At 64.0% G+C, this 25572-nt stretch carries 21 protein-coding genes; 10 read left to right on the forward strand and 11 right to left on the reverse strand.

All coding sequences use genetic code 11. The features are described from left to right. Positions 1–133 precede the first annotated feature (133 nt). Complete coding sequence (locus JJB99_RS35620; protein WP_200496746.1) at positions 134–643, reverse strand: OsmC family protein; 510 nt, start codon at positions 641–643, stop codon at positions 134–136. 244 nt (positions 644–887) lie between these two features. Here JJB99_RS35620 and JJB99_RS35625 point away from each other — a divergent pair, with 244 nt between their 5' ends. Continuing rightward, positions 888–3680: a [protein-PII] uridylyltransferase gene (locus JJB99_RS35625; protein WP_200496747.1), complete on the forward strand. Its 2793-nt coding sequence runs from the start codon at positions 888–890 to the stop codon at positions 3678–3680. Between the two features lie 5 nt (positions 3681–3685). Here the strand turns inward: JJB99_RS35625 and JJB99_RS35630 are convergent, their stop codons facing one another. Beyond that, the gene (locus tag JJB99_RS35630) at positions 3686–4216 is read right to left on the reverse strand and encodes a methylated-DNA--[protein]-cysteine S-methyltransferase (protein ID WP_200496748.1); all 531 of its coding nucleotides are present in this window, start codon (positions 4214–4216) and stop codon (positions 3686–3688) included. Between the two features lie 227 nt (positions 4217–4443). Here JJB99_RS35630 and JJB99_RS35635 point away from each other — a divergent pair, with 227 nt between their 5' ends. Both JJB99_RS35635 and JJB99_RS35640 read left to right on the forward strand, forming a co-directional pair. Continuing rightward, positions 4444–5685, forward strand: coding sequence for an ABC transporter substrate-binding protein (locus JJB99_RS35635; protein ID WP_200496749.1), 1242 nt, complete (start codon positions 4444–4446; stop codon positions 5683–5685). Between the two features lie 235 nt (positions 5686–5920). Then, positions 5921–7147, forward strand: coding sequence for an ABC transporter substrate-binding protein (locus JJB99_RS35640; RefSeq protein ID WP_200496750.1), 1227 nt, complete (start codon positions 5921–5923; stop codon positions 7145–7147). A gap of 129 nt (positions 7148–7276) precedes the next feature. Here the strand turns inward: JJB99_RS35640 and JJB99_RS35645 are convergent, their stop codons facing one another. Then, a complete protein-coding gene (locus JJB99_RS35645; RefSeq protein ID WP_200496751.1) occupies positions 7277–7702 on the reverse strand; it encodes a DUF1330 domain-containing protein in 426 nt (141 codons plus the stop codon). A gap of 169 nt (positions 7703–7871) precedes the next feature. Here JJB99_RS35645 and JJB99_RS35650 point away from each other — a divergent pair, with 169 nt between their 5' ends. Next, the gene (locus JJB99_RS35650) at positions 7872–10085 is read left to right on the forward strand and encodes a transglycosylase domain-containing protein (RefSeq protein WP_200496752.1); all 2214 of its coding nucleotides are present in this window, start codon (positions 7872–7874) and stop codon (positions 10083–10085) included. A 337-nt stretch (positions 10086–10422) separates the two neighbouring features. On the opposite strand, the gene JJB99_RS35655 is transcribed toward JJB99_RS35650, so the two are convergent. From JJB99_RS35655 to JJB99_RS35670, 4 genes are all read right to left on the reverse strand, one after another. Then, entirely contained in the window at positions 10423–11262 is an 840-nt protein-coding gene (locus JJB99_RS35655) for a M48 family metallopeptidase (RefSeq protein WP_200496753.1), read from the reverse strand. Positions 11263–11478: 216 nt separating this feature from the next. Further along, on the reverse strand, positions 11479–12807 hold the full coding sequence (locus JJB99_RS35660; RefSeq protein WP_200496754.1) for a polyhydroxyalkanoate depolymerase: 1329 nt from the start codon (positions 12805–12807) through the stop codon (positions 11479–11481). Between the two features lie 120 nt (positions 12808–12927). Next, positions 12928–13746, reverse strand: coding sequence for an ABC transporter permease (locus tag JJB99_RS35665; RefSeq protein WP_200496755.1), 819 nt, complete (start codon positions 13744–13746; stop codon positions 12928–12930). Then, positions 13743–14546 carry an ABC transporter ATP-binding protein gene (locus tag JJB99_RS35670; protein ID WP_200496756.1) on the reverse strand — a complete coding sequence of 268 codons (804 nt, stop codon included), beginning with the start codon at positions 14544–14546 and terminating at the stop codon, positions 13743–13745. Before JJB99_RS35670 ends, JJB99_RS35665 begins: the two co-directional genes overlap by 4 nt. A gap of 119 nt (positions 14547–14665) precedes the next feature. Here JJB99_RS35670 and JJB99_RS35675 point away from each other — a divergent pair, with 119 nt between their 5' ends. Together JJB99_RS35675 and JJB99_RS35680 are read left to right on the forward strand one after the other, a co-directional pair. Next, positions 14666–15988, forward strand: a complete 1323-nt coding sequence (locus JJB99_RS35675) for an ActS/PrrB/RegB family redox-sensitive histidine kinase (RefSeq protein ID WP_200496757.1) — start codon at positions 14666–14668, stop codon at positions 15986–15988. A 103-nt stretch (positions 15989–16091) separates the two neighbouring features. After that, on the forward strand, positions 16092–16646 hold the full coding sequence (locus JJB99_RS35680) for an ActR/PrrA/RegA family redox response regulator transcription factor (protein WP_177234308.1): 555 nt from the start codon (positions 16092–16094) through the stop codon (positions 16644–16646). Between the two features lie 192 nt (positions 16647–16838). On the opposite strand, the gene JJB99_RS35685 is transcribed toward JJB99_RS35680, so the two are convergent. After that, on the reverse strand, positions 16839–17330 hold the full coding sequence (locus JJB99_RS35685) for an MmcB family DNA repair protein (protein WP_200496758.1): 492 nt from the start codon (positions 17328–17330) through the stop codon (positions 16839–16841). Positions 17331–17702: 372 nt separating this feature from the next. On the opposite strand from JJB99_RS35685, the gene JJB99_RS35690 reads away from it, so the two are divergent. Continuing rightward, complete coding sequence (locus tag JJB99_RS35690) at positions 17703–18653, forward strand: IS110 family transposase (RefSeq protein WP_200496759.1); 951 nt, start codon at positions 17703–17705, stop codon at positions 18651–18653. A gap of 276 nt (positions 18654–18929) precedes the next feature. Then, entirely contained in the window at positions 18930–20621 is a 1692-nt protein-coding gene (locus tag JJB99_RS35695; RefSeq protein WP_200496760.1) for an alpha-amylase family protein, read from the forward strand. Between the two features lie 203 nt (positions 20622–20824). Here JJB99_RS35695 and JJB99_RS35700 read toward each other — a convergent pair whose 3' ends face one another. Next, positions 20825–22426 (reverse strand): alpha-amylase family glycosyl hydrolase, encoded by a 1602-nt coding sequence (locus JJB99_RS35700; RefSeq protein WP_200496761.1) that lies wholly within the window; start codon positions 22424–22426, stop codon positions 20825–20827. 172 nt (positions 22427–22598) lie between these two features. Here JJB99_RS35700 and JJB99_RS35705 point away from each other — a divergent pair, with 172 nt between their 5' ends. Next, positions 22599–23267: an MBL fold metallo-hydrolase gene (locus tag JJB99_RS35705; protein ID WP_200496762.1), complete on the forward strand. Its 669-nt coding sequence runs from the start codon at positions 22599–22601 to the stop codon at positions 23265–23267. Between the two features lie 57 nt (positions 23268–23324). Here JJB99_RS35705 and JJB99_RS35710 read toward each other — a convergent pair whose 3' ends face one another. Continuing rightward, positions 23325–23693 (reverse strand): winged helix-turn-helix transcriptional regulator, encoded by a 369-nt coding sequence (locus JJB99_RS35710; RefSeq protein WP_200496763.1) that lies wholly within the window; start codon positions 23691–23693, stop codon positions 23325–23327. 132 nt (positions 23694–23825) lie between these two features. Between JJB99_RS35710 and JJB99_RS35715 the strand changes: the two genes are divergently transcribed. After that, positions 23826–24131 (forward strand): hypothetical protein, encoded by a 306-nt coding sequence (locus JJB99_RS35715; RefSeq protein WP_246775104.1) that lies wholly within the window; start codon positions 23826–23828, stop codon positions 24129–24131. A 175-nt stretch (positions 24132–24306) separates the two neighbouring features. On the opposite strand, the gene JJB99_RS35720 is transcribed toward JJB99_RS35715, so the two are convergent. After that, positions 24307–25479: an extracellular catalytic domain type 1 short-chain-length polyhydroxyalkanoate depolymerase gene (locus tag JJB99_RS35720; protein ID WP_200496765.1), complete on the reverse strand. Its 1173-nt coding sequence runs from the start codon at positions 25477–25479 to the stop codon at positions 24307–24309. Positions 25480–25572 lie beyond the last annotated feature (93 nt).

The raw sequence follows: 25572 nt of genomic DNA on the forward strand, positions 1-25572 counted from the left end.
CGTCAGCGGTGCGAGACGGGGTGGGGTGATCTCTCAACACGGGCAGCGTGCGATGTGGAGAGACCGTCACCCCACCCCACCCCGCTCGCGCTGAGCGCGATCGACCCTCCCCTCCAGGGGAGGGTAAGCAAGTTCACATCCGCTGCATCGAGACCGAAATCTTCGGGCCGTTCTTGATGGTCTGGTAGACCACGCAATAGCGCTCGGTGAGCTTCAGCAGCAGATCGAGCTTGTCCTGCGGCGCGTCGGTGTCGACCTCGAAGCGCAGGCGGATCTCGGCGAAGCCGACCGGGGTCTCCTTGTCGATGCCGAGCGTGCCGCGGAAATCGAGATCGCCCTCGGCATAGACGTTGCCGGTTTTTAGCGGCACCTCGATCGCGGTCGCAACCGATTTCAGCGTGACGCCGGCGCAGGCGACCAGCGCTTCCAGCAGCATGTCGCCGGAGCAGAGCTCGAGGCCGGAGCCGCCGGTGGCCGGATGCAGGCCGGCCATTGCGATGGCGCGGCCGGTCTCGACCTTGCAGGCGATGCCGTCGCTGTCGGTCGAGCCCTTGGCCTTCAGCGTGATCATCGCGGCCTTGGGATCGGTCTTGTAACGCTCCTTGATCGGGGCCTGCATCTGGCGCAGTTGGGTGGCGTCCATCTTTCGTTTCCTCCCCAAAATTCGCTCGGTTGGCAGCGGTATAGAGGCCGGTCCCGATGCTGTCAGCCCATGATTGATACGGGCTGCTATGACCGCGGCCGCGACCGCCTGAAAATACATCAAATCCAGTGCGTTATAGACGCATCCCGGGACCGGCGCTCCCTTCCAAAACGGCCGGTCGGCACGTATCTCTGCATGAATAAAGTTTCGTGACAGCGCTCTGCGCCTCTTATATCGGGTATTCATGGACAGCGTCGCGACTGAGCACAGGCCAGAGGTGGATGATCGCTTCGATACCGCGCGGATCACCGCCGCGGTCGATGCGCTTGCCGAAAAGCATGAGGGACGCGAGGACGCGTTCCGCACGGCGGTCGCGCAATTGCTCAAGGCCGAGCTGATCTCGGCGCGCGCGGCGGCGCAGGCGATCCTGCTGAAGGACCGCCACGGCCGCCGCTGCGCCGAGCGGCTGTGCCACGTCCAGGACGAGATCATCCGCATCCTCTATTCGGCCGCGACCCGCCATCTCTATCGCTCGCCGATCCCGACCGGGGCGGAGCGCATGGCGGTGGTGGCGACCGGCGGCTATGGCCGCGGCCTGATGGCCCCCGAGTCCGACATCGATCTCTTGTTCATCCTGCCTTACAAGCAGACCGCTTGGGGCGAGCAGGTGGCTGAGGCCATTCTCTATTGCCTCTGGGACATGGGGCTGAAGGTCGGCCATGCCACGCGCTCGGTCGACGAATCGATCCGCCAGGCGCGCGGCGACATGACCATCCGCACTGCCATCCTGGAGACGCGCTTCCTCACCGGCGACCAGCCGCTCTATGACGAACTGGTCGCGCGCTTCGACAAGGACGTGGTGCAGGGCACGGCGTCCGAATTCGTCACCGCAAAGCTCGCCGAGCGCGAGGAGCGGCACCGCCGCGGCGGCCAATCGCGCTATCTCGTCGAGCCCAACGTCAAGGACGGCAAGGGCGCCCTGCGCGACCTGCACACGCTGTTCTGGATCGCCAAATACGTCTACCGCGTGCGCGACACCGACGAGCTGGTCGAGCGCGGCGTGTTCGACGCGCAGGAGTACCGCAGCTTCCGCCGCTGCGCCGATTTCCTCTGGTCGGTGCGCTGCAATCTGCATTTCCACTGTGGTCGGGCCGAAGAGCGCCTGTCGTTCGATCTCCAGCGCGAGATCGCGGTCCGGCTCGGCTACACCTCGCATCCCGGCATGCAGGACGTCGAGCGCTTCATGAAGCACTACTTCCTGGTCGCCAAGGAAGTCGGCAACCTCACCGCCATCCTCTGCGCCAAGCTCGAGGACCAGCAGGCCAAGCCCGCGCCGGTCTTGAGCCGGATGATGGCGCGGCTGCGCCCCACGCCCGCGAAGCGGCGCGTGCCCGAGAGTGACGACTTCATCGTCGACAACAACCGCATCAACGTCGCCGCGCCTGACGTCTTCAAGCACGACCCGGTCAATCTGATCCGCATCTTCCGCCTGGCGCAGAAGAACAACCTCGCCTTCCATCCGGACGCGATGCGCGACGTGACGCGCTCGCTCGGCCTGATCAACGCGCAGATGCGCGAAAATCCCGAGGCCAACCGGCTGTTCATGGAGATCCTGACCTCCGACAACGCCGAGATCGTGCTGCGGCGGATGAACGAGACCGGCGTGCTCGGCCACTTCATCCGCGCCTTCGGCAAGATCGTCTCGATGATGCAGTTCAACATGTATCATCACTACACCGTCGACGAGCATCTGATCCGCTGCATCGGCTTTCTCCAGGACATCGAGCGCGGCGGCATCGAGGAGTTCACGCTCGCCAGCGACCTGATGCGCAAGACACGCCCCGAGCACCGCGCGGTGATCTATATCGCGACACTGCTGCACGACGTCGCCAAGGGCCGGCCCGAGGACCACTCGATCGCGGGGGCCAAGGTCGCACGCCGGCTCTGTCCGCGGCTCGGCTTCAGCCCGTCCGACACCGAGCTGGTGGCCTGGCTGATCGAGGAGCACCTCACCATGTCGACGGTCGCGCAGTCGCGCGACCTCTCCGACCGCAAGACCATCGAGAATTTCGCCGCCGTGGTGCAGTCGGTCGAGCAGATGAAGCTGCTCACGATCCTCACCACCGCCGACATCCGCGGCGTCGGTCCCGGCGTGTGGAACGGCTGGAAGGCGCAGCTGCTGCGCTCGCTGTATTACGAGACCGAGCCGGTGCTGACCGGCGGCTTCTCGGAAGTCGATCGGGGAAAACGCCTCGCTGCCGCGCATGCCGAGTTCCGCATGGCCTTTGCCGAATGGCCGAAGGACGAGCTCGACGCCTATATCGGCCGGCACTATCCGGCCTACTGGCTCAAGGTCGAGCTGGCGCGCAAAATCCGTCACGCCCGCTTCGTCCGCTCCAGCGAACAGGCCGGCCACAAGCTCGCGATCAATGTCGGCTTCGACGAGGTGCGCGGCGTCACCGAGCTCACCATCTTCGCCGCCGATCATCCCTGGCTGCTGTCGATCATTGCCGGCGCCTGTGCCTCGGCCGGCGCCAACATCGTCGATGCCCAGATCTACACCACGACCGATGGGCGCGCGCTGGACACGATCTCGATCTCCAGGGAATACGACCGCGACGAGGACGAAGGCCGGCGCGCCACCCGCATCGGCGAGATGATCGAGGACGTGCTCGAAGGCAAGCTGCGGCTGCCCGAAGTGGTGGCGCGGCGCGCCGTGCGCAGCAAGGCGCGGCCGTTCGTGATCGAGCCGGAGGTGACCATCAACAACCAGTGGTCCGACCGCTACACCGTGATCGAGGTGTCTGGCCTCGACCGCCCCGGCCTGCTCTACGAATTGACCACCGCGATCTCGAAGCTCAATCTCAACATCGCCTCGGCCCATGTCGCGACCTTCGGCGAGCGCGCCCGCGACGTGTTCTACGTCACCGATCTCCTGGGCGCACAGATCAACGCGCCGACGCGGCAAGCCGCGATCAAGAGCGCGCTGACCCATGTGATGGCCGGCGACAAGGCGGTTGCCGCGCCGGCGGCGTGAAGGCCTTAGACCTCCACCCCCTCATGCCGCAGCAGCCAGCGCTTGCGCTCAAGGCCGCCGCCATATTTCACCAGCGAGCCATCCGCGCCGATCAGGCGATGGCACGGCAGCACCACGCTGATCGGGTTGGAGCCGTTGGCGTGGCCGACGGCGCGAATGGCCTTGGGCATCTCGATCTTGGCGGCGAGCGCGCCGTAGCTCATCGTCGTGCCGGCCGGGATGTTCGCGAGCGCCGTCCAGACTTTCTGCTGGAACGGCGTGCCGGCGATGCGCCACGCGATGGCCAAGAGCTGGCCGAGATCGCCTTCGAAATAGTTCGACAGCGCGGCCCGCATTGCCACCGGCGCAGGCTGCTTACGCAGATCCACCGCCCCGTAATGCAGGCGCAACAGCTCGCGCATGCGATGCTCGTAATCCTCCCAGTCGAGCGCGCGCAAGGCGCCCTCGGCATCGGTGACCAGCAGCGCGATCCCGATCGGCGTCATCAGACGATCGAGACCGAAGCGTTCAGGCATATTGGTTGATCGGGCGGCCATTGCGACACCATTGCATCGGAACACGTATCGCACGTGCCATGCCGCATGTGCTACCGTCCACCCGAAAGCTGACGCTGTGTTCCCTGGCCTGAGACGGTTCGGCGCAGCGCCGCGATCCTTGCGCGGCACCGTGCCTTCCTCCACACTCTTCGGCAGCGATGGCAACCGTTGCAACCAACGGGAAAAGACCATCGGCCGGAAAATTCCGTCAGGAGGAACATCCCAACATGAGCAATCGCAGAGCCTTTTTGGCTGCCACGGCAGCGCTCGCCTTCGCGTTCTCTGTCACCCAAGCCTTCGTAAGCCCAGCCCTCGCCCAGAAGAAATACGACACCGGCGCGAGCGACACCGAGATCAAGATCGGCCAGACCGTGCCGTTCTCCGGGCCCTATTCCGTCTATGCCAATATCGGCAAGACCCAGGCCGCCTACTTCAAGATGATCAACGACCAGGGCGGCATCAACGGCCGCAAGATCAATTTGATCCAGTATGACGATGCCTATTCGCCGCCGAAAACGGTCGAGCAGGTGCGCAAGCTCGTCGAAGGCGACGAGGTGCTGTTTACCTTCCAGATCATCGGCACGGCGGCCAATGCCGCCGTCCAGAAATATCTCAACGGCAAGAAGGTGCCGCAGCTGCTGGCCTCAACAGGTGCCGCACGCTTCAACGATCCGCAGAACTATCCCTGGACCATCGCCTATAATCCCAACTACGTGTCCGAGGGACGGATCTACGCCAAGTACATTCTCAAGGAGCATCCCAACGCCAAGATCGGCGTGCTCTACCAGAACGACGACATGGGCCGCGACTATCTTGCCGGCCTCAAGAGCGGCCTCGGCGACAAGGCCGCGAGCATGATCGTCGGTGAAGTCTCTTACGAGGTTACCGACCCCACGGTGGATTCGCAGGTGGTCAAGCTGAAATCGATGGGCGTCGACCTGTTCTACGATGCCTCGACGCCGAAATTCGCGGCACAGGCGATCAAGAAGCTCGCCGATCTCGGCTGGACGCCGGTGCACATCCTCGACATCAATGCGAGCCCGGTGTCGGCGACACTCAAACCTGCGGGCCTCGACATCTCCAAGGGGATCATCTCGACCAATTACGGCAAGGACCCCGGCGATCCCCAGTGGAAGGACGATCCGGGCGTGAAGGCCTTCTTTGCATTCATGGACAAATATTTCCCCGAAGGCGACAAGCTCAACACCGTCAACACCTATGCCTACTCGGTGGCCGAGTTGTTGACGCAGGTGCTGAAGCAGTGCGGTGACGACCTCACGCGCGAGAACGTCATGAAGCAGGTGGCCAACATCAAGGGCTATACACCGAGCCTTGCGCTGCCCGGCATGTCCATCACCACCGGGCCGAACGACTTCCGCGTCAACAAGCAGATGCAGATGATGAAGTTCAACGGCGAACGCTGGGAGCTGTTCGGACCGATCATCGAGGATACCGGACCGTCGGGTTAGGGGCTGCGTAGGGTGGGTTTGCTCTGCAGATGCGCAAAGCGCATCTGCTCGGCGTAACCCACCTCTTCTCTTTCCCCCGCGTCCGCAGAAGTGGTGGGTTACGGTTCGCTAACCCACCCTACGAACGCCCGCCTTGCGTCGCAGCAATCGTTCCGCCACACTCACCCCCAGCGATGGCATCGGACGCGCAGCGCGCCGGCAGACCGTCTGCAATAACAAACCGAGGAAATTGCGAATGAGGAATGGAGTTCTGCAACTGGCAACGGCAACGGCGCTGACCCTGGCGCTGTCGATCTCTGCGGCCAATGCCCAGAAGAAATATGATCCGGGCGCCAGCGACACCGAGATCAAGGTCGGCCAGACCGTACCGTTCTCGGGACCGGCATCGGCCTATGCGACGATCGGCAAGGCCCAGGCTGCCTATTTCAAGATGATCAACGACCAGGGCGGTATCAACGGCCGCAAGATCAATTTGATCCAGTATGACGACGCCTATTCGCCGCCGAAAGCCGTCGAGCAGGTGCGCAAGCTGGTCGAGAGCGACGAGGTGCTCTTGACCTTCCAGATCATCGGCACGCCGTCCAACGCGGCCGTGCAGAAGTACCTCAACTCCAAGAAGGTGCCGCAGCTGTTCGCGGCGACCGGCGCCTCGAAGTTCACCGACCCCAAGAACTTCCCGTGGACCATGGGCTACAACCCGAACTACTTCGTCGAAGGCCGCATCTACGGCCAGTACATCCTGAAAGAGCATCCGAACGCCAAGATCGGCGTGCTCTATCAGAACGACGACCTCGGCAAGGACTATCTGAACGGCATCAAGGCCGGCCTCGGCGACAAGGCCGCCAAGATGATCGTGGCGGAGGTCTCGTATGAGGTGTCCGATCCGACCATCGATTCGCAGATTCTCAAGATCAAGGACGCCGGCGCCGACCTGTTCTTCAGTGCCACCACGCCGAAGCAGGCGGCGCAGGCGATCAAGAAGATCGCGGAGATGGGCTGGCATCCGGTGCAGATCGTCGACATCAACGCCACCTCGGTCGGCGCGGTGATGAAGCCCGCCGGCCTCGACGCCGCCAAAGGCGTCATCAGCGTCAACTACGGCAAGGACCCGCTCGATCCGGCCTGGAAGGACGATCCCGGCATGAAGAAATATTTCGACTTCATGGCGAAGTACTATCCAGACGGCGACAAGGACTCGAACTTCAACGTCTATGGCTATGGCACTGCCCAGCTGCTCGCCCACGTGCTGCAGCAGTGCGGCGACAACCTGACGCGCGAGAACGTCATGAAGCAGGCCGCCTCGCTCAAGGATGTCACCGGCGATACCGCCTTGCCCGGCATCAAGGCCAATACCTCAGCCACCGACTATCGCGTCAACAAGCAGCTTCAGATGATGAAGTTCAACGGCGAGCGCTGGGAGCTGTTCGGCCCGATCCTGGAGGACGCCGGCCCGGCGGGTTAGTTCTCTGACCTGTCTCAACGACGTCATGCCCGGGCTTGTCCCGGGCATCCACGTTCTTAGGGGCGAAAATGCGTGGATGGCCGGGTCAGGCCAGGCCATGACGGTGGAGAAAGATTCGCTCGACCGGAATCAACTCGGTATCTCCCCAAAATTCTTCCCCACGGGCAGCACGGCGTGGCGGATCAACCGCGAATCCTCCACCGCCGCTTGGCGGTGCTTCACCGCCTCACGGTAGACGGGATCGCGAATCATCTCGACGAAGGCTGAAACGCTTGGGTATTCGGCGATGAAGCAATGATCCCAGCGTTCCTCCTGCGGGCCGATCAGCATCAGCTCGAATTTGCCCTGCCAGACGATGCGGCCGCCGAGGCGTTCGAACACCGGGCCGCTCTCGCGACCATAGGCGGCATAGGCTTCCGCGCCGCTGGCCTTGCGGCCGTCGGGATAGGCCGCCTCTTTCCGCAACCGCACCAGATTGAGCATGTGGATCGGACCGGGGCGGTCATCGTCCCGGAATTGCGCGAAAATCTCCTTGGTCGGATCGATGTGGCCCATGCGAACTCCTTCTTCCTGATGCCGGCGATGCTAGCCCTGCAGCCTGGAAAGCGGAACTGCGGCCGGCGAATGCCGCATCTCCTAATCGCGCGTTAACGCCGGGGGTAACCGGGCCTTAAACCGCGACCGCTAGCGTCTCGGCGGGGCGGGCTGACCGGGCGTTTTTCGTATGGCGTGGGGAAAGAAAAAGGCTGGGCGGAAGGAGCCGTTGTTCGGCTTGCCTGCAGCGCTCGCCGATCTGCGCCTGACGGCCGCGGACCGCATCCCCGGCGGCGAGGACACGCCGAAAAGATCCGCCAAATCATCCGCCAAGCGCAAAGCCGGCGAGTCCGACGAGGAGCCGCCGCGCGAGCGGAAGGCGCCGGCCGGCCGTAGCGGCGCCAAGCGTCGGTCGAAGGCGCGCGGCGGCTTCGGCCTCGGTCGCCTGGTCTATTGGGGCGCGGTGCTGAGCCTGTGGGGCGTGATCGCCGTGATCGGCGTCGTGATCTATGTCGGCGCCCATCTGCCGCCGATCCAGTCGCTGGAGATCCCCAAGCGACCCCCGACGATCCAGATCGTCGGCCTCGACGGCAGCATGCTGGCACAGCGGGGCGAGATGGCCGGCGCCAATGTCGCGCTGAAAGACCTGCCGCCGTATTTGCCCAAGGCGTTCATCGCCATCGAGGACCGCCGCTTCTATTCGCATTTCGGCATCGATCCCGTCGGCATCCTGCGCGCGCTCGTCACCAATCTGCTCCATCGCGGCGTCTCGCAGGGCGGCTCGACGCTGACGCAGCAGCTCGCCAAAAACCTGTTCCTGACCCAGGAGCGCACCATGGCGCGCAAGCTGCAGGAGGCGGAGCTGGCGATCTGGCTGGAGCGCAAGCATTCCAAGAACGAGATCCTGGAGCTCTATCTCAACCGCGTCTATTTCGGCTCCGGCGCCTATGGGGTCGAAGCCGCCGCGCAGAAATATTTCGGCAAGTCGGCCAAGAACGTCACCGTCGCGGAAGCGGCGATGCTGGCCGGCCTCGTCAAATCGCCCTCGCGCCTTGCGCCGAACCGCAACCCCGAAGGCGCCGAAGCGCGCGCGCAAATCGTGCTGGCGGCGATGGCGGATGCAAAATTCATCACCGACGCGCAGGCGCAGGCCTCGATCGGACATCCCTCCTACAACGTGAAGCCGGCCGGCGCCGGCACGATCAATTACGTCGCCGACTGGATCGGCGAGGTGCTGGACGATCTGGTCGGCCAGATCGACGAGAGCATCACGGTCGAGACCACGATCGATCCGAAGCTGCAGAGCGTCGCGGAAGCCGCCATCATCGACGAGCTCGCGGCCAAGAGCGTGAAGTTCAATGTCAGCCAGGGCGCGCTGGTGGCGATGACGCCCGACGGCGCGGTGCGTGCCATGGTCGGCGGACGAAACTATTCCGACAGCCAGTACAACCGCGCGGTGACCGCCAAGCGCCAGCCTGGCTCCTCGTTCAAGCCGTTCGTGTACCTCACCGCGCTCGAGCAGGGGCTGACGCCCGACACCGTCCGCCAGGATGCGCCGATCGAGGTCAGGGGTTGGAGGCCCGAGAACTACACCCATGAATATTTTGGCGCGGTGACGCTGACGCAAGCGCTGGCGATGTCGCTCAACACCGTTGCGATCCGGCTCGGCCTCGAGGTCGGGCCGAAGAACGTGGTGCGCACCGCGCACCGCCTCGGCATTTCCTCCAAGCTCGAGCCCAACGCCTCGATCGCGCTCGGCACCTCGGAAGTGTCGGTGGTCGAGCTGGTCGGCGCCTATGCGCCGTTCGCCAATGGCGGCTTCGCGGTGGCGCCGCACGTCGTGACGCGGATCAGGACGCTTAGTGGCAAGCTGCTCTACATGCGCCAGCCCGAGGAGCGCAACCAGGTCATCGACCCCCGCTATGTCGGCATGATGAACGCGATGATGCGGGAGACGCTGATATCGGGCACCGCCAGGAAAGCGGAGATCCCCGGCTGGCCGGCCGCCGGCAAGACCGGCACCAGCCAGGATTACCGCGACGCCTGGTTCATCGGCTACACCGCCAATCTCGTCACCGGCGTCTGGCTCGGCAATGACGACAACTCGCCGACCAAGAAGGCGACCGGCGGCGGCCTGCCGGTCGAAGTCTGGTCGCGCTTCATGAAGACGGCGCACGAGGGCGTGCCGGTGGCGGCCTTGCCGAACGCGCAAGGCAATTGGGGCCTGTCGAACCTCGCACAGGCGGCTTCACAAGTGTCGCCACCGACACCGGCAGCGCCCGGACCGGCGCCGGCGAGCGCTGGCGGTTATCGTCCGCCGCCGACGCGTGCCAATGTGCGCCCCGAGGCAGCGGCCGGGCTCGATGGCTGGCTGATGGACCGGCTGTTTGGCGGAAACAGATAGGCCTTGCTTGAGGGCCTCAAGACAAAACTGCGAAAACAACCCCATGCACAGTAGCCGACGGCTTTCCGCGCGAGGCGCGGTGGAAGCCGCGAAGCGTTTGATGGGGTGAGGTAAATTCGACGCGACGCGCAATCGGCACGAAGTGTGGCGAAAATCGAGCGAGCCGCGCTGACGTCGTCCCATGCTCCGCTGTCATTCCCGGCGAAGGCGGGGAATCCAGTACGCCGCGGCCTATCGATTAGATCACTACGGCCTCTGGAATACTGGATCGCCCGCTCCAGTGCGCAAGTGCGCACAAGGCGGGCGATGACACGTCACGGCGTTAGCAGCTAAAGGCTTAATCCTCGACCCCATAGCGGTGCAGATCATTGCCGTAGGTGTCGAGCCACTTCTTGGCGCGCTCCATCGACGGGCAGATCTTGCCGCAGACGCGCCAGAACCGGGCCGAGTGGTTCATCTCGACGAGATGGGCGACCTCGTGGGCGGCGAGATAGTCGAGCACGAAGGGCGGGGCGAGGATCAGGCGCCAGGAGAACGACAGCGAGCCCGCCGAGGTGCAGGAGCCCCAGCGGCTGGACTGATCGCGGATCGAGAGCCGCTTCACCCTGACGCCGAGCTCGGCGGCATGGGTCTCCGCCGAACGCTGCAGATCGCGACGCGCTTCGCGCTTGAGGAAGTCGCTGACCCGGCGATCGACATGCTCGAGGCCGCCGGCGACGCAGAGGATGCGCTCACCGGACTCGCGCGTCTCGGTCCACACCGTGCCCCGCGCACCCGCGCGATGAACGATGCGATGCGGCGTGCCACGAAGCGGTATCACTGTGCCAGGCTGGAACGGCGCAGCTTTCGGTAGACGGCCGAGACGCGCCGCGATCCACGCGCCGTGACGCTGCGCGAAGTCTTTTGCTTCGGCGAGCGTGCCGCGCGGCGGCATGGTGAGAATGGCTTCGCGGTCGCTGGGATGGATTCTGAGCGTGTAACGGCGCGCTCGGCGATGTCTGCGCAGCCTTATCGCAAAAAATTGCGATCCATGGGTGATGACAAGGGTCTTTGGTTCGTGGGGCCGACGATAGAGGAGCGCGCGTGTGGCCATGTCTGTCAGTCCGGGGGGCAGGAGGGCGCCCGGATTCTGCCATAACCGCCGCCAGGGAAAGCGCTCGGCGCAAAAACAAATCATTTGCCCAATATACAGCGGTCAGGCGTCCGGGAGACCCTACAGACTGGGGTTGGAACCGGGTTTTTTCGCCCCCGCTGGACGCATGCGACACCCCCAAGGGGTGAGGACAGACTCACTCCTACAACGCTACCTAAATACCTCGAATCTGGCGCCCACCAAGGCCTTCCGGAGCCTCCGGCAGACCTGAAATTTCGACGGGAAAGCCGAAATCGGCGATTATTCGGCTGCAATCGCTTGCAACGAGCTCGGATTCGCTGCCGAGACCATGAAGTCATGGATTCGCGGCACGATTTCCGACTTGAAGCGTGAGCCGTTGAACACGCCGTAATGTCCGACGCCCTTCTGCACGTAATGAACGCGGCGATGATCGGGGATCGCGCTGCACAGCGTGTGCGTCGCTTCGGTCTGACCGAGCCCGGAGATGTCGTCATTCTCGCCTTCGACCGTCATCAACGCGACGCGCGTCACCTTCGACGGATCGACGCGGGTTCCGCGATGCGTCATCTCGCCCTTCGGCAGCGAGTGCTTCACGAACACGGTGTCGACGGTCTGGAGATAATATTCGGCCGAGAGGTCCATCACCGCGAGATATTCGTCGTAGAAGTCGCGGTGCTTGTCGACGAGATCGCCGTCGCCCTTCACCAGGTTGGCGAACAGGCGCTTGTGGGCGTCGACGTGGCGGTCGAGGTTCATGCTGATGAAGCCGTTGAGCTGCAAGAAACCCGGATAGACGTCGCGCATCATGCCCGGATGCGGAAACGGCACCTTGGTGATGACATGGTTGCGGAACCAGTCGATGCCGCGTTCCTGCGCGAGGTTGTTCACCGCGGTCGGGTTGCGGCGGGTGTCGATCGGGCCGCCCATCAACGTCATCGAGGTCGGCACGAAGGGATCACGCCGCGCTTCCATGATCGAGACGGCCGCGACGACCGGCACCGAGGGCTGGCATACCGCCATGACATGGGTGTTGCCGCCGAGGACGTGCAGCATCTCGATGACGTAGTCGATGTAGTCGTCGAGATCGAAGCGCCCCTCGCTCAAGGGCACCATGCGGGCATCAGCCCAGTCGGTGATGTAGACCTCATGCGCCGGCAGGAAGGCCTCGACCGTGCCGCGCAGCAGCGTCGCATAATGGCCGGACATCGGCGCGACGATCAGCACGCGCGGCTGCGGGCTGCGCAAGGGACGGGCGAACTTGCGATCGAAATAGAGCAGCTTGCAGAACGGCTTTTCCCAGACCGAGCGAACCTCGACGGGGACGCGGAGGCCGTTGACCTCGGTGTCGTCGAGACCCCATTCCGGCTTGCCATAGCGGCGCGTGGTGCGCTCGAACAATTCGCAGGCCGCGGCGACCGACTTGCCGATCTCGGTGCGTGCCCAGGGATTGAGGGGATTCTGAAACAGCAGCTTGGTCGCATCGGTGACCGCACGCGCCGGATTGAGAGAGGCCTGTGCCATCTCGTACATCCAGTACATCGGCGTCGTCAGGACCGGACTGCCTTCTGCAGCCAGGGGCGGCGCGCCGCCGAACTCACCAATTGGCATTTTCTATCCCTCTTCGCATCGCAGCATACTGCCGAATGCGTCATAGTGCGTCAATGCATGGTTCCGTACATCTACGTAGCGAGAACGCTTAAACCAGCCTGAATCCACGAGAAAGTGAGGCTATTCGCCCCCTGACAGCAGCGAGCCGTGCGTCCTGGCGCTGCGTAAAAGGGCAAGGAATGCTCCGAAAGAAGCGATCAGAAGCACGACGTTGATGGCCAACGCGTCCAGCATCAGGTCGGTCCGGAAGGTGTTCTCGATCAACAGCGCGCGCATGCCCTCGAATACGTAGGTCGGCGGCAGCGCCCAGGCGACGTATTGCAGCCAGGCCGGCAGCACGCTGACCGGATAGTAGATGCAGGCGAGCGGCATGATCGCGAACATCAAGGTCCAGACGATGCTCTCGGCGCCTAAGCCGTTCCGCAGCACCAGGCCGGAGACGAAGATCCCGACCGACCAGCTGGTGAAGATCAGATTGCAGAAAAAGGCGATCAGCGGCAGGCCGAGGGCATAGACGTTGAAGTGAAACAGGACCAGCGCCAGCAGCGTCATCGGGATGATTCCGATCGCGAGCCGGATCAGGCTCATGACCATCAGCGACAGCAGAAACTCGATCGGCTTGAGCGGGCTCATCATGAGGTTGCCGAGGTTGCGTGCCCACATCTCCTCCAGGAAGGAGATGGAGAAGCCGAGTTGGCCGCGGAACAGGATGTCCCAGAGGATGACGGCGCCGATCAACGTGCCGCCGGCACGGGCGAAGAAATTGGCGTTCTGTGCGATATAGAGCTGGAGAAAGCCCCAGGTGATGACCTGGAGCGCCGGCCAGTACAAGAGCTCGAGCAGCCGCGGCCAGGACGATAGCAGCAGGTACCAGTAGCGCAGGATCATTGCGCCGATGCGGCGGGCGGAGATGCCGCGGTGGAGGGAGATGTCGGTCATCGCGCCGCCTCCTTCGCGCCGTTGACCCGGCCGCGCGCGACGTCCAGAAACACCTCCTCAAGCGTGGTCCGATTGTAGCGGGCCATGATGGCCTCCGGCGCGTCGTCGTCCTCGATGCGGCCGCGCTTCATGATGATGACGCGGTCGCAGAGCCGCTCGACCTCGAGCATGTTGTGCGAGGCCAGGAGAATGGTGGCGTTGTTTGCCTTGCGATAGCTCTCGAGATGCGCCCGCACCCAATCGGCGGTATCAGGGTCGAGCGAGGCGGTCGGCTCGTCCAACAGCAGCAATTCGGGCTGGTTGATCAGCGCCTTCGCCAGCGCGACGCGGGTCTTCTGCCCGGCGGAGAGTTTGCCGTTGGCGCGGTCGATGAAATCGGTGAGGTCGAGATCATCGGCGAGCTTGGCAATGCGATCGGTGAGATGCTTCACCGCGTAAAGCTTGCCGAAAACCGTCAGGTTCTGCCGCACCGTGAGCCGCATCGGCATGTCGACATAAGGGCTCTCGAAATTCATCCGCCCCAGCACCGCAGCGCTCTCCTCGGGCATGCGGTGGCCGAGCACCTGGACGCGGCCGGAGGTCGGCAGCACCAGGCCCATGATCATGGCGATGGTCGTGGTCTTGCCGGCGCCATTACCGCCGAGCAGCCCGGTGATGCTGCCGCGCGGCAGCGAGAACGAGATACCGTCGACGGCGCAGGTCTGCTTGTAGACCTTGACCAGATGATCGACCGCAATCGCCGGGGAGGCGCTGCGCTCCGCGACAGTCGGCGGACTTGAAGCCTTGCCATTCTCGGTCATGCTGGCCGTTCTTCTGCTATTGCAGCGGATAGCGCAAGGCTTGTAAGCCGGTGGTTCCGCGAGCGAGCGTTTGTAGCTTTGCGTTTGTGACCTTGGAAGGCACCGCCCGATTGGCCGATATGACCGAAATCGCCGCTTCCGACTTCCGCCCCGCGCAGCGGCATATCCGGCTGGACACGATCCTGCGGCTGCGCTGGCTCGCCGTGCTCGGCCAGCTCGCCGCGATCTTCATCGTGGCACAGGGACTGGAGTTCAACGTCGAGATCGTCCCTTGCGTCAGCATCATCGCCCTGTCGGCGGCGCTCAATCTGGGACTTCAGACCGCGGCTAATCCGATGCAGCGGCTGGAGCCGATGCAGGCGGCCGGGCTGCTCGCGCTGAATATCGTGGAGCTGGCCGGCCTGCTGTTCTTCACCGGTGGACTGCAAAACCCGTTCTCGTTCCTGTTCCTCGCGCCGGTGCTGATCTCGGCGACCGCGCTACCGGCCCGTTTCACCTTCTGCCTCGGCCTTCTGGCCGTCGCCTGCGCGTCGATCCTGTTCTTCTTCCATCTGCCGCTGCCTTGGGATTCCGACGATCCGCTGGTGCTGCCGCCGATCTATCTGGTCGGCGTCTGGCTCTCGATCGTGCTCGCGATCGGCGTTACCAGCCTCTACTCGTTCCAGGTCACTGAAGAGGCGCGCAAGCTTGCCGACGCTTTGGCCGCGACCGAGCTGGTGCTGACGCGCGAGCAGCATCTGACCCAGCTCGACGGTCTTGCTGCCGCCGCCGCGCACGAGCTTGGCACGCCGCTTGCGACCATCTTCCTGATCTCGCGCGAGCTGGAAAAAACCGTGAAAGATCCCGCCTTTGCCGCCGATCTGAAGACCCTGCGCGAGCAGACCCAGCGTTGCCGCGACATATTGAGCAAGATCACCCAGCTCTCCTCCACCGGCGCGCCGTTCGACCGCATGAAGCTGTCGGAGCTGATCGAGGAAGTCGTAGCCCCGCACCGCGATTTCGGCGTCGAGATCAAGGTGCGGATCGCGGTGACGGCCGCCACCGAGCCGGTCGGCTCGCGCAATCCGGCGATCCTCTACGGCGTCGGTAACATCGTCGAGAACGCGGTCGATTTCGCCCGCTCCACGGTCGAGGTGAATGCGTGGTGGAATAAGGAGACGATCGAGCTCGTGATCTCCGATGACGGGCCCGGCATTCCGCCCGATATCCTTAACAGAATCGGCGAGCCCTATCTGTCGCGGCGGCACACCCAGGATGCCGGCGGCGGGGAACGCAGCGGTTTGGGACTTGGCGTGTTCATCGCGCGCACCTTGCTGGAGCGCACCGGCGCCAAGGTCGCGTTTACCAACCGGACCTTTCCGGAACACGGCGCGGTGGTCCAGGTCACGTGGCAGAGAGAGCGCTTTGAGGCTATCGAGGCACTCGAAGAAACAATAGGATAGACCGCGACCTTGCGTCGCACGAGAGGCCCGATCGACTATTTGCGGCCTTGGCACCGCCCGATTGCGACGCCATATGTCAACGCGCTGGAGAGAGGACAACACCTTGAACGCCATCGCCGAACTGAACGACCAGACCGACCGCTCGCTGCTGATCGTGGAAGACGACAAGCCGTTCCTGGAGCGGTTGTCGCGCGCGATGGAGACACGCGGCTTTGCGGTGACGTCGTGCGACACCGTCTCGGACGGTCTGGCGCAGATCGGCAAGGCGGCGCCGGCATTCGCCGTTGTCGACCTGCGGCTCGGCGACGGCAACGGCCTCGACGTGGTCTCGGCGCTGAAGAAGAAGCGTCCCGATGCGCGCGCCATCGTGCTGACCGGCTATGGCAACATCGCCACCGCGGTGACCGCGGTGAAGATGGGCGCGATCGATTATCTCTCCAAGCCCGCCGACGCCGACGACGTCGTCGCCGCGCTGCTCTCAACCAGCGCGGAAAAGTCCGAGCTGCCGACCAACCCGATGTCCGCCGACCGCGTGCGCTGGGAGCACATTCAGCGCATCTACGAGATGTGCAACCGCAACGTCTCGGAAACGGCGCGGCGGCTCAACATGCACCGGCGTACGTTGCAGCGAATTCTGGCGAAGCGCGCGCCAAGGTAGGTTTCAACGCTCTCGTGCCCCGGACGCAGCGCAGCGCTTCTTCAGCGGTGCGCTGCAGAGCCGGGGCCCACGCCTCAACAACATTGTCGTCTTTCTGGGTCCCGGCTCTGCGCAGCAGCGTTTCACGCTGCAGCGCGTCCGGGACACGAGATCGAATTCGTGGTCCGGATGGAGCGCAGAGGCACGGCGCCGCTACTCCCAAAAATCCGCGTGGCCCTGCGGATCGACCAGGCGGTTGATCCGCAAGGCCGCCGCCATCGCAAACCGCACGGTCATCTGCTTGCGCGTGGCGGCGGCAAGCTTGTGCTCGGGCGCTTCGCACTGCATGTGCGCGCCATAGGCGTCGGCGACGATCAGGCCGGTATCTTCAGGAAAGATCTCGCACGGCAGATCCTGCGTGAAGGCGAAGAACAGCCGGTCGCAATGGGCGCGGTATTCATGCCATTTCTGGTCGGCGCGCAGATCCTCGACCGACGACTTGATCTCGACGATCCAGATCTCGCCGCGCTCGTTCAGCGCCACGAGATCGGCGCGCCGTCCTGACGGCAGCGGCAGTTCGCTGATGCAGGAGAAGCCGAGCGAACGCAGCAGCCGCGCCGTGCCGCGCGCGATGGCGAGCGCGGTTTCGGATTGACGACGATCGGGCGGCGGAACGAGGGCGATGTTGCGGGCGGTGTAGTCCATCGGGGGAGGATAGCCGATTCCATTTGGGGCGGACACTGCTTGATGGAGGCGAGCCGCGGCCTCACACTCGCTGTCGTCCCCGCGAACGCGGGGACCCATAACCACAGGGCGGAGTGCAGGGCAAGCCGGTCACTCCGAGCCTTCGGAAAACATCTCCCTGTGGTTATGGATCTCGGATTGCATGTTGTTGGCGCCTTCCTGTTGGAAGGTCAGCCGCCGGCGGGACCTCGCGGTCCCGGAAGATCGTAACGATCGTGCAGATCTTGAGGCCCGCCGACGCTTCTGGGTCCGGGCACGAACGGTAGAGAGGGCTATTCGCCCGTTTGCAATCCAGTGCTCGTTCCGGACCCCTCAAGGATGATGGAGGTCGGTATGAACGGCAAGCAGGTTATTGGTGTCGACATCGGCAAATCGTATCTCGATGCAGCGATCGAAGGCCGTCACCGTGTGCAGCGGTACGACAACGACGCGGCCGGCGTTGCCGCGCTGATCGAGCATTTTGACCCGGCCCGGGATATCGTGGTGTTCGAGCGCACTGGCGGCTGGGAGCGAAACCTGGAAGCAGCACTGGCGGACAGGGCCATCACGTGGGCCGTCGTTCACTCGCAAGGCGTGAAAGCCTTCCGCCAGGCACAAGGGATCAAGGCAAAAACCGATCGGATCGACGCGCGGCTGCTGCGTGACTATGGCCGCGACCGGCTCGAGGCCGGCAAGTTGCGGCCTGGGCACAGGGAAGACGTGACGCTGGCTTGTCTGATGGCGCGGCAGCGGCAGCTCAAGGCCATGCGGCACGCGGAGAGTTGCCGCCTGGCCACTGCGGCACTGGAAGCGGTCCGCAGTTCGATCGAGCGTATGATTGCCGATCTTGACATGGCGCTCGCAGCGATAGCGACCGAGCTCGTCCGACACGAGACTGAGCATGTGGACTTGGCCTTCAGAGAGGAGGTTCTATGTGGCCAGATTGGTGTTGCCGAACAGACCGCGCGCGGGCTCTTGGCGGAGTTGCCCGAACTCGGCAGGCTCGGCAGCAAGGCGATTACTGCGCTTGGCGGACTGGCCCCGCGCGTTCATGAGAGCGGAAGCCTTCGCAAGCGCCGGGGACTGGCGCCCGGGCGTACGTCCATCAAGGTGATCCTGTTCAATCCGGCGCGTACGGCCATGCGGTTCGACCCACAGATTAAGGAGTTCTGTGGTCGGCTACGGGCACGAGGCAAGCCCGGCAAGGTGATCATGGTCGCCGTGATGCGCAAAATGCTGGTACGGCTAAATGCTCAAATGCGGGACGCAATGGCCCGGGCTTCAACCGCAGCCGCGGTGCATTGAGGCGTCGATCACGGCAGCCCTTGCGGCAGCGCGCACAGGCCGTCAAGGCTGGCCGCAGGCCACCGCCGCAAGGCGGGGCGAAGCCGCCTTGACGGCCGAGCACGATGCCGCACACTAACGGCCGATCGACCACCTTGACAGCCAACACGGTAGATCTGCGCTTCGCTTGTCCAGGACGACAGCGAGCGTGCGGAAACAGGCGGGAACCACACCTCCCCAAATCACTTATCACGCAGCCGCCGCTACCCTCGGCGGGACCACCGAGGCTGCGCGCGCATGATCGACGATCTCTGGTACAAGAACGGCGTGTTTTACTGTCTCTCGGTCGGCACCTATATGGATGCCGACGGCGACGGCATCGGCGATTTCAAGGGTCTGCTCCGCCGGCTCGACTACCTGCACGGGCTCGGCATCACCACGATCTGGCTGATGCCGTTCCAGACCTCGCCCGGCCACGACGACGGCTACGACATCGCAGACTATTACAGCGTCGATTCCCGCTACGGCACGCTCGGCGATTTCGTCGAGTTCACCCATGGCTGCCAGCAGCGCGGCATGCGCGTCATCATCGACCTCGTCGTCAACCACACCTCGGACCAGCATCACTGGTTCAAGGAGGCGCGGCGCGACAAGAACTCGCCCTATCGCGACTGGTATGTCTGGTCCGACAAGAAGCCAGCCAATGCCAACAAGGGCATGGTGTTTCCCGGCGTGCAGAAATCGACCTGGACGCGCGACAAGGAATCCGGCGCGTACTACTTCCATCGCTTCTACGATTTCCAGCCTGATCTCAACACCTCGAACCCGCATGTGCAGGCCGAGATCTTGAAGATCATGGGCTTCTGGATCCAGCTCGGCGTCTCCGGCTTCCGCATGGACGCGGTGCCCTTCGTGATCGCCACCAAGGGCGCCAAGGTGAAGACGCCGGTCGAGCAATACGACATGCTGCGCGCCTTCCGCGAATTCCTGCAATGGCGCCAGGGCGACGCCATCATCCTCGCCGAAGCCAACGTGCTGCCGGAAACCGATCTCGAATATTTCGGCCGCGATGCCGACCGCATGCACATGATGTTCAACTTCCACGTCAACCAGCATCTGTTCTATGCACTGGCCTCGGCCGATTCGCGTCCGCTGGCGAAAGCGCTGAAAGCAACAAAGCCGCGGCCGGCCTCGGCGCAATGGGGCCTGTTCCTGCGCAATCACGACGAGCTGGACCTCGGCCGGCTCACCAAGGCGCAGCGCGAGGTCGTGTTCAAATGCTTCGGTCCCGACAAGGACATGCAGCTCTATGACCGCGGCATAAGGCGCCGCCTCGCACCGATGCTGGGCGGCGACCGCAGGCGACTCGAGCTTGCCTACAGCCTGATGTGCACGCTGCCGGGAACGCCTGTCATCCGCTATGGCGACGAGATCGCGATGGGGGATGATCTCTCACTCCCCGAGCGCAATTGCGCGCGCACGCCGATGCAATGGTCGAACGAGCCGCATGGCGGGTTCACCAGGAGCGACAAGCCGGCGATCCCGGTCATCGACGAGGGACCGTATGGGTATCCGCACGTCAATGTTGCCCAGCAGCGGCGTGACCCGAACTCGATGCTGAACTGGACCGAGCGCATCGTGCGCATGCGGAAAGAAGTGCCGGAGGTCGGCTGGGGCGATTTCACGGTGATTTCGACGCGCGATCCCGCCGTCTTCATCATCCGCTACGACTGGCGCAACAATTCGGTGCTGTTCGTGCACAATCTCGACGAGAAGCCGCGCGAGATCGCGTTCTCCGCCGGGCTGCCGGACGATGCCGGCGCGCCCCTGATCAATCTGCTCGCCGAAGACCACAGCCATGCCGACAAGCGCGGCCAGCACCGCGTCGTGCTGGAGCCCTACGGGTATCGCTGGTACCGCGTCGGCGGGCTGGATTATCTGTTGAAGCGGAGCGATATCGACGAGCATACGGTGCGGGGGAAGAAGTAGCCGGGGCAGGTGCATCTCCACAAGCCGCTCATCAGACAACTCCGCTGTACCAACACCCTCCGCTGTCGTCCCGGACAAGCGAAGCGTAGATCCGGGACCATAATCACAGGGAGGAGCGTGGCGAAGACTCGTCGTTTGGTACTTCTACCGATTACAATCGACAGATCACGCGGTATGGGTCCCCGCGTTCGCGGCGACGACAGCTACGATAGCGGCTGCACGATCACGCCTTCATTGCCGCGCAAATCGAGCACGCCTTCGAGCTTCTCACCTTCGCGGTCAAGGAAGGTCGAGATGAGTATCTCGCTGCCGAAGCGGATCGCACTGGTGGTCACCGCGATCGGCTCAGCTCCGAGATTGAGCGCCACGATGACCGCCCGACCCTCGGCTTCGCGGCGATAGATCAGCAGATCGCCTTGCGCAGCGATCGGGTGATAGTCGCCGGAGACCAGCGGCGGCGAGGTCCTCCGCAACGCGATCAGGCGCCTGTACAGGCTGAGGATCGAGCGCGGATCGGCCTCGAGATTGACGACGTTCTCGCGGATGTGATCCTCCGGCAGCGGCAGCCAGGGCCTCGACTCCGAGAAGCCGGCGTAGCCGGACGAGTCCCACTGCATCGGCGTGCGGCAGCCGTCGCGGCCGACGCCGAGGCCGGGCACGTTCTTCTCGAAGGGGTCGCGCACGTCCTCCGGCGCGATCGCGAGCTGATGCATGCCGATCTCGTCGCCGTAGTAGAGCGTCGGCGTGCCGCGCAGGGTCAAGAGCAGCATCGCGGCGACGCGGGCCTGCTCGGGCCCGACGCGGCTGGCGACGCGCGGACGGTCGTGATTGCCGAGCACCCAGTTCGGCCAAGCGCCCTTTGGCAGCGCCTTCTCGTAATCCTCGACGATCTTCTCGATCGAGCGCGCGCTCCAGAACGTCGAGAGCAGCGCGAAGTTGAACGGCATCTGCGCGCCGGTGAGATCGTTGCCGTAGTAGGCCATCAGGCGGTGCAACGGCAGATAGATCTCGCCGATCAGCACGCGCGCCGCATAGGCATCGGTGACGCGCCGCATCTGCGCGATCACCTCATGCACCTCGGGCTGGTCGGTGGAATATTGCGTCAGGATTTTTTCGTTCGGCGGCCGGCCCTCGACGTAATGCGGGTTCGGCGGATTGTCGCGGAACTCGGCGTCCTTGATCAGGTGCCAGATCACGTCGACGCGAAAACCGTCGACGCCCTTGTCAAGCCAGAACCGCATCACGTCGTAGATCGCGGCGCGAACATCCGGATTGCGCCAGTTGAGGTCGGGCTGCTGCGCAAGGAAGGCGTGGTAGTAGTATTGCCCCGTCGCCTCGTCGAACTGCCACGCGCTGCCGCCGAACTCGGACAGCCAGTTGTTCGGCACGCCGCCACCGGGCGCGGGATCGCGCCAGATGTACCAGTCACGTTTGGGATTGTCGCGCGAAGAACGGCTCTCGACGAACCAGGGGTGCTGGTCCGAGGTGTGGTTCGGCACGAGATCGAGGATCAGCTTCAGGCCGTTGTCGTGCGCGGCCGCAAGCAGCGCGTCGAAATCCGCCATCGTGCCGAACAGCGGCTCGATGCCGGTATAGTCGGAGATGTCGTAGCCGAAATCGGCCATCGGCGAGGGGAAGATCGGCGACAGCCAGATCGCGTCGACGCCGAGCGATTTGACGTAAGGCAGCCGCCGCAAGATGCCGGCGAGATCGCCGACGCCGTCGCCATTGCTGTCCTGAAACGAGCGCGGATAGATCTGATAGAAGATGCCGTCGCGCCACCAGTTTTCGCCGCCGTGAGCCATGCCGGAGATACCACCCGATGTTCTGCCCTGCGCGAGAGAACGCGGCAGGAACGCCCGGGTTCAAACTGGCAAGGCAATTGGGACGGCGGTGTGACGGTTGGTGCGACTGTTCCCCGGGCGCCCGCACGAATCTTTTGCTTGGCGGCATGGCAAAAATCGGCATTGTGCTGCCATGACCGAGCAAAACGACACCCGATCCAAGGCGGGCGCGATCATCGTTCCCGTGACGCTGTTCGAGCAGAACTGCACCATCATCTGGGACGAGCCGGCCAAGAAGGCCGTGGTGATCGATCCCGGCGGCGACGTGCCGAAGATTCTCGATGCGATCAAGCAGACCGGCGTCACCGTGGAGAAGATCTGGCTGACCCACGGCCATATCGACCATGTCGGCGGCGCGGCGGAGTTGCGCGATGCGCTGAAAGTGCCGATCGAGGGCCCGCATGTCGCGGACAAGTTCCTGCTCGACAACGTCGTCGAGAGCGGCGCGCGCTTCGGCATGACCGGGGTGCGCAATTTCGCGCCGGACCGCTGGCTCGACGAAGGCGAGACCGTCTCGATCGGCGGCCTCTCGTTCGAGATTTTCCACTGCCCCGGCCATTCGCCCGGCAGCGTGGTGTTCTTCAACAAGGAATTGCGGTTTGCCCATGTCGGCGACGTCTTGTTCGCAGGCTCGGTTGGCCGCACCGATCTGCCCGGCGGCAATCACGCCACACTGATCAACTCGATCAAATCAAAACTGCTGCCGCTCGGCGACGATGTCGGCTTCATCTGCGGCCATGGCGCCGGCTCCAGCATCGGCCAGGAGCGGATGACCAATCCGTTCATCACCGGCGAGATGTAGCTCTTTGTTTGAGCATGATCTGTTCGGAAAGCCGCTTCACACTTTTCGGATCATGCTCTATTCGGCGGCGTCGGCCAACGCCGCAGCCTCGCTCAAGTTACGCTCGCCCCATTCGCGGATCGCCGCGACGACGGGCACGAAGCTCTTGCCTTTGCGGGTCAGGCGATACTCGACCTTCGGCGGCACCTCGCCGAAATCCTTGCGATCGATCAGGCCGCTCGCGGTCAGCGCCTTCAATTCGCGGCTGAGCACGCGCGGGGTGATCTCGGCGCTGCCGCTCGTGCCGCGCAGCAAGCCGCTGCGGATTTCGCCATAGCGGCGCGGACCGTCCTTGAGGTCCCAGACGATGCGCAGCTTGTACTTGCCGCTGATCATTTTCTGAAATGCCGCGACTGGACAGGCCCGCGCCGGAATCATCTTTGCCATGTCGTCTCCTCCATGTGCGGGACAGAGATTAGGAGCGACGGCGAAAAAGTCCATACTATCAATTTTGTCCATACTTGCGGGACCGCCAGCAGCACGCAGATGATGACGCACACGACGAACAGGGAGCGTCACATGAAGCACTTCATGATCCGATACCAATTCAAGACCGGCACGACAGAGGACTGGCACCGGGAGGTCAGCCGCTTCATCAAGACGGTCGATAGCGATCCGGAGCTGAAAGGGCGGATCGGCTATCGCGTCCTGAAAGCCCGCGACGACAACAGCTATTTCCATCTCGCCAGCGTCACCGACGAGGACGCGCAAAAGGCGCTGCAATCGCGCGACTTCTTCAAGCACTATCAGGAGATGACGCGGAAGGTCGCCGGCGGCGAGGTGACGGCGATGCCGATCGAATGGATCGACCAGACGGCGGGTTAGACCATCGCTTCAGCTGGCGCGGGCTCTTCTCACCTCTCCCGCAAAGCTTACGGGAGAGCTCGACGCGAAGCGGCGGGTGAGAGCTCTCGCGTCGTCGGAAGTGTCCCTTGCGGAGACACCCCCACCCCAACCCTCCCCCGCAAGCGGGAGAGGGGGCGCACCTTCTTCGCGGCAGCTACTTCATCAGCCCCGCGGCCGTGAGCGCGCGGGTGATGATCTGGCCGAGATCGAAGCGGCGGGACGTCTCGCGCTTCGGCTCAGTCGGCTGGTCCGCGACGGCGGCGCGGATCGAGCGGGCGAGATGCGGCGCGGGCGTCAGCGCCGGTTTTGGCGCTGCAGCCTCCGCGTTCGTCTTTGCCGCGTCCGCAATCCAGCCGGTGAGGCCGAAGAACTTTGCGATGTGATAGGACGAAGAAATTCCGGCCTCGATCAGGAACGCGCCTTCGGTGCCGTAGCGCTGATCATTGTCGGCGAGCCCAAGCGGCGTGCCGTGCGCCATGTCGGTGATGGCGTAGGACTCGACCAGGGTCTCGCCGTCCTTGTTCCACCAGGCCTGGCGCGGATAGCCGTCGACATTGGTCTCGGCCATCGGAACCTCGGGCAAATCATGCAGGTCGAGCCACTGCTTGACGATCTCGTTGGCATTGCCGGGATTGACGGTGCGGTCGGCGCTGCCGTGCCACACCGAAATCTTCGGCCACGGCCCGCGATGATCCGAAGCATTGCGGACGAGGTCGCCGAGCGCGCGCGCGGGCCGCGCCGGGGAATGAAACATGCCGTCCAGCGCCTCGCGCAGATTCGAGGCGATGCCGTAGGGAAGCCCCGCGATGACCGCACCGGCCGCAAACACCTCCGGATAGGTCGCGAGCATCACCGAGGTCATGCCGCCGCCGGCGGACAGGCCGGTGATGAAGATGCGCCTGGCGTCGATGCGATGCGCCTCAACCATGTGCGCGATCATCTCGCGGATCGAACGCGGCTCGCCGCTGTCGCGGGCCGTGTCTTCCGGATTGAACCAGTTGAAGCAGGTGTTGCCGTTGTTGATGCGCTGCTGCTCGGGCATCAGCAGCGCGAAGCCGTAGTGCCTCGCGAGCGTCGACCAGCCCGCACCGAGGTCATAGCTGGCTCCGGTCTGGCCGCAGCCATGCAGCACGACGACGAGCGCACGCGGCTTCTGCAGCTGCGCCGGCACGAACGCGAACATGCGCAGGGCCCCGGGATTGCTGCCGAAGCCGGTGACTTCTTCCAGCGGGCTGGACACGTCCGCGCTGCGGCCGAACTCGGCAAGGCGCAGACCATCCGCCATTGGCAGACGTCTCAACAGATCGACATTTCGGGCGAGCGACACGGCAACTCCTGGCAGGCGACGTTCAACGTTCACCCAAACCAAATAGTTGCTGCGGTGCAAAATAAAAAGGCCGTGTGCTGTCGATGTCCAAGG

The sequence above is a fragment of the Bradyrhizobium diazoefficiens genome, from assembly GCF_016616235.1.
GTDB classification, from domain to species: Bacteria; Pseudomonadota; Alphaproteobacteria; order Rhizobiales; family Xanthobacteraceae; genus Bradyrhizobium; species Bradyrhizobium diazoefficiens_H.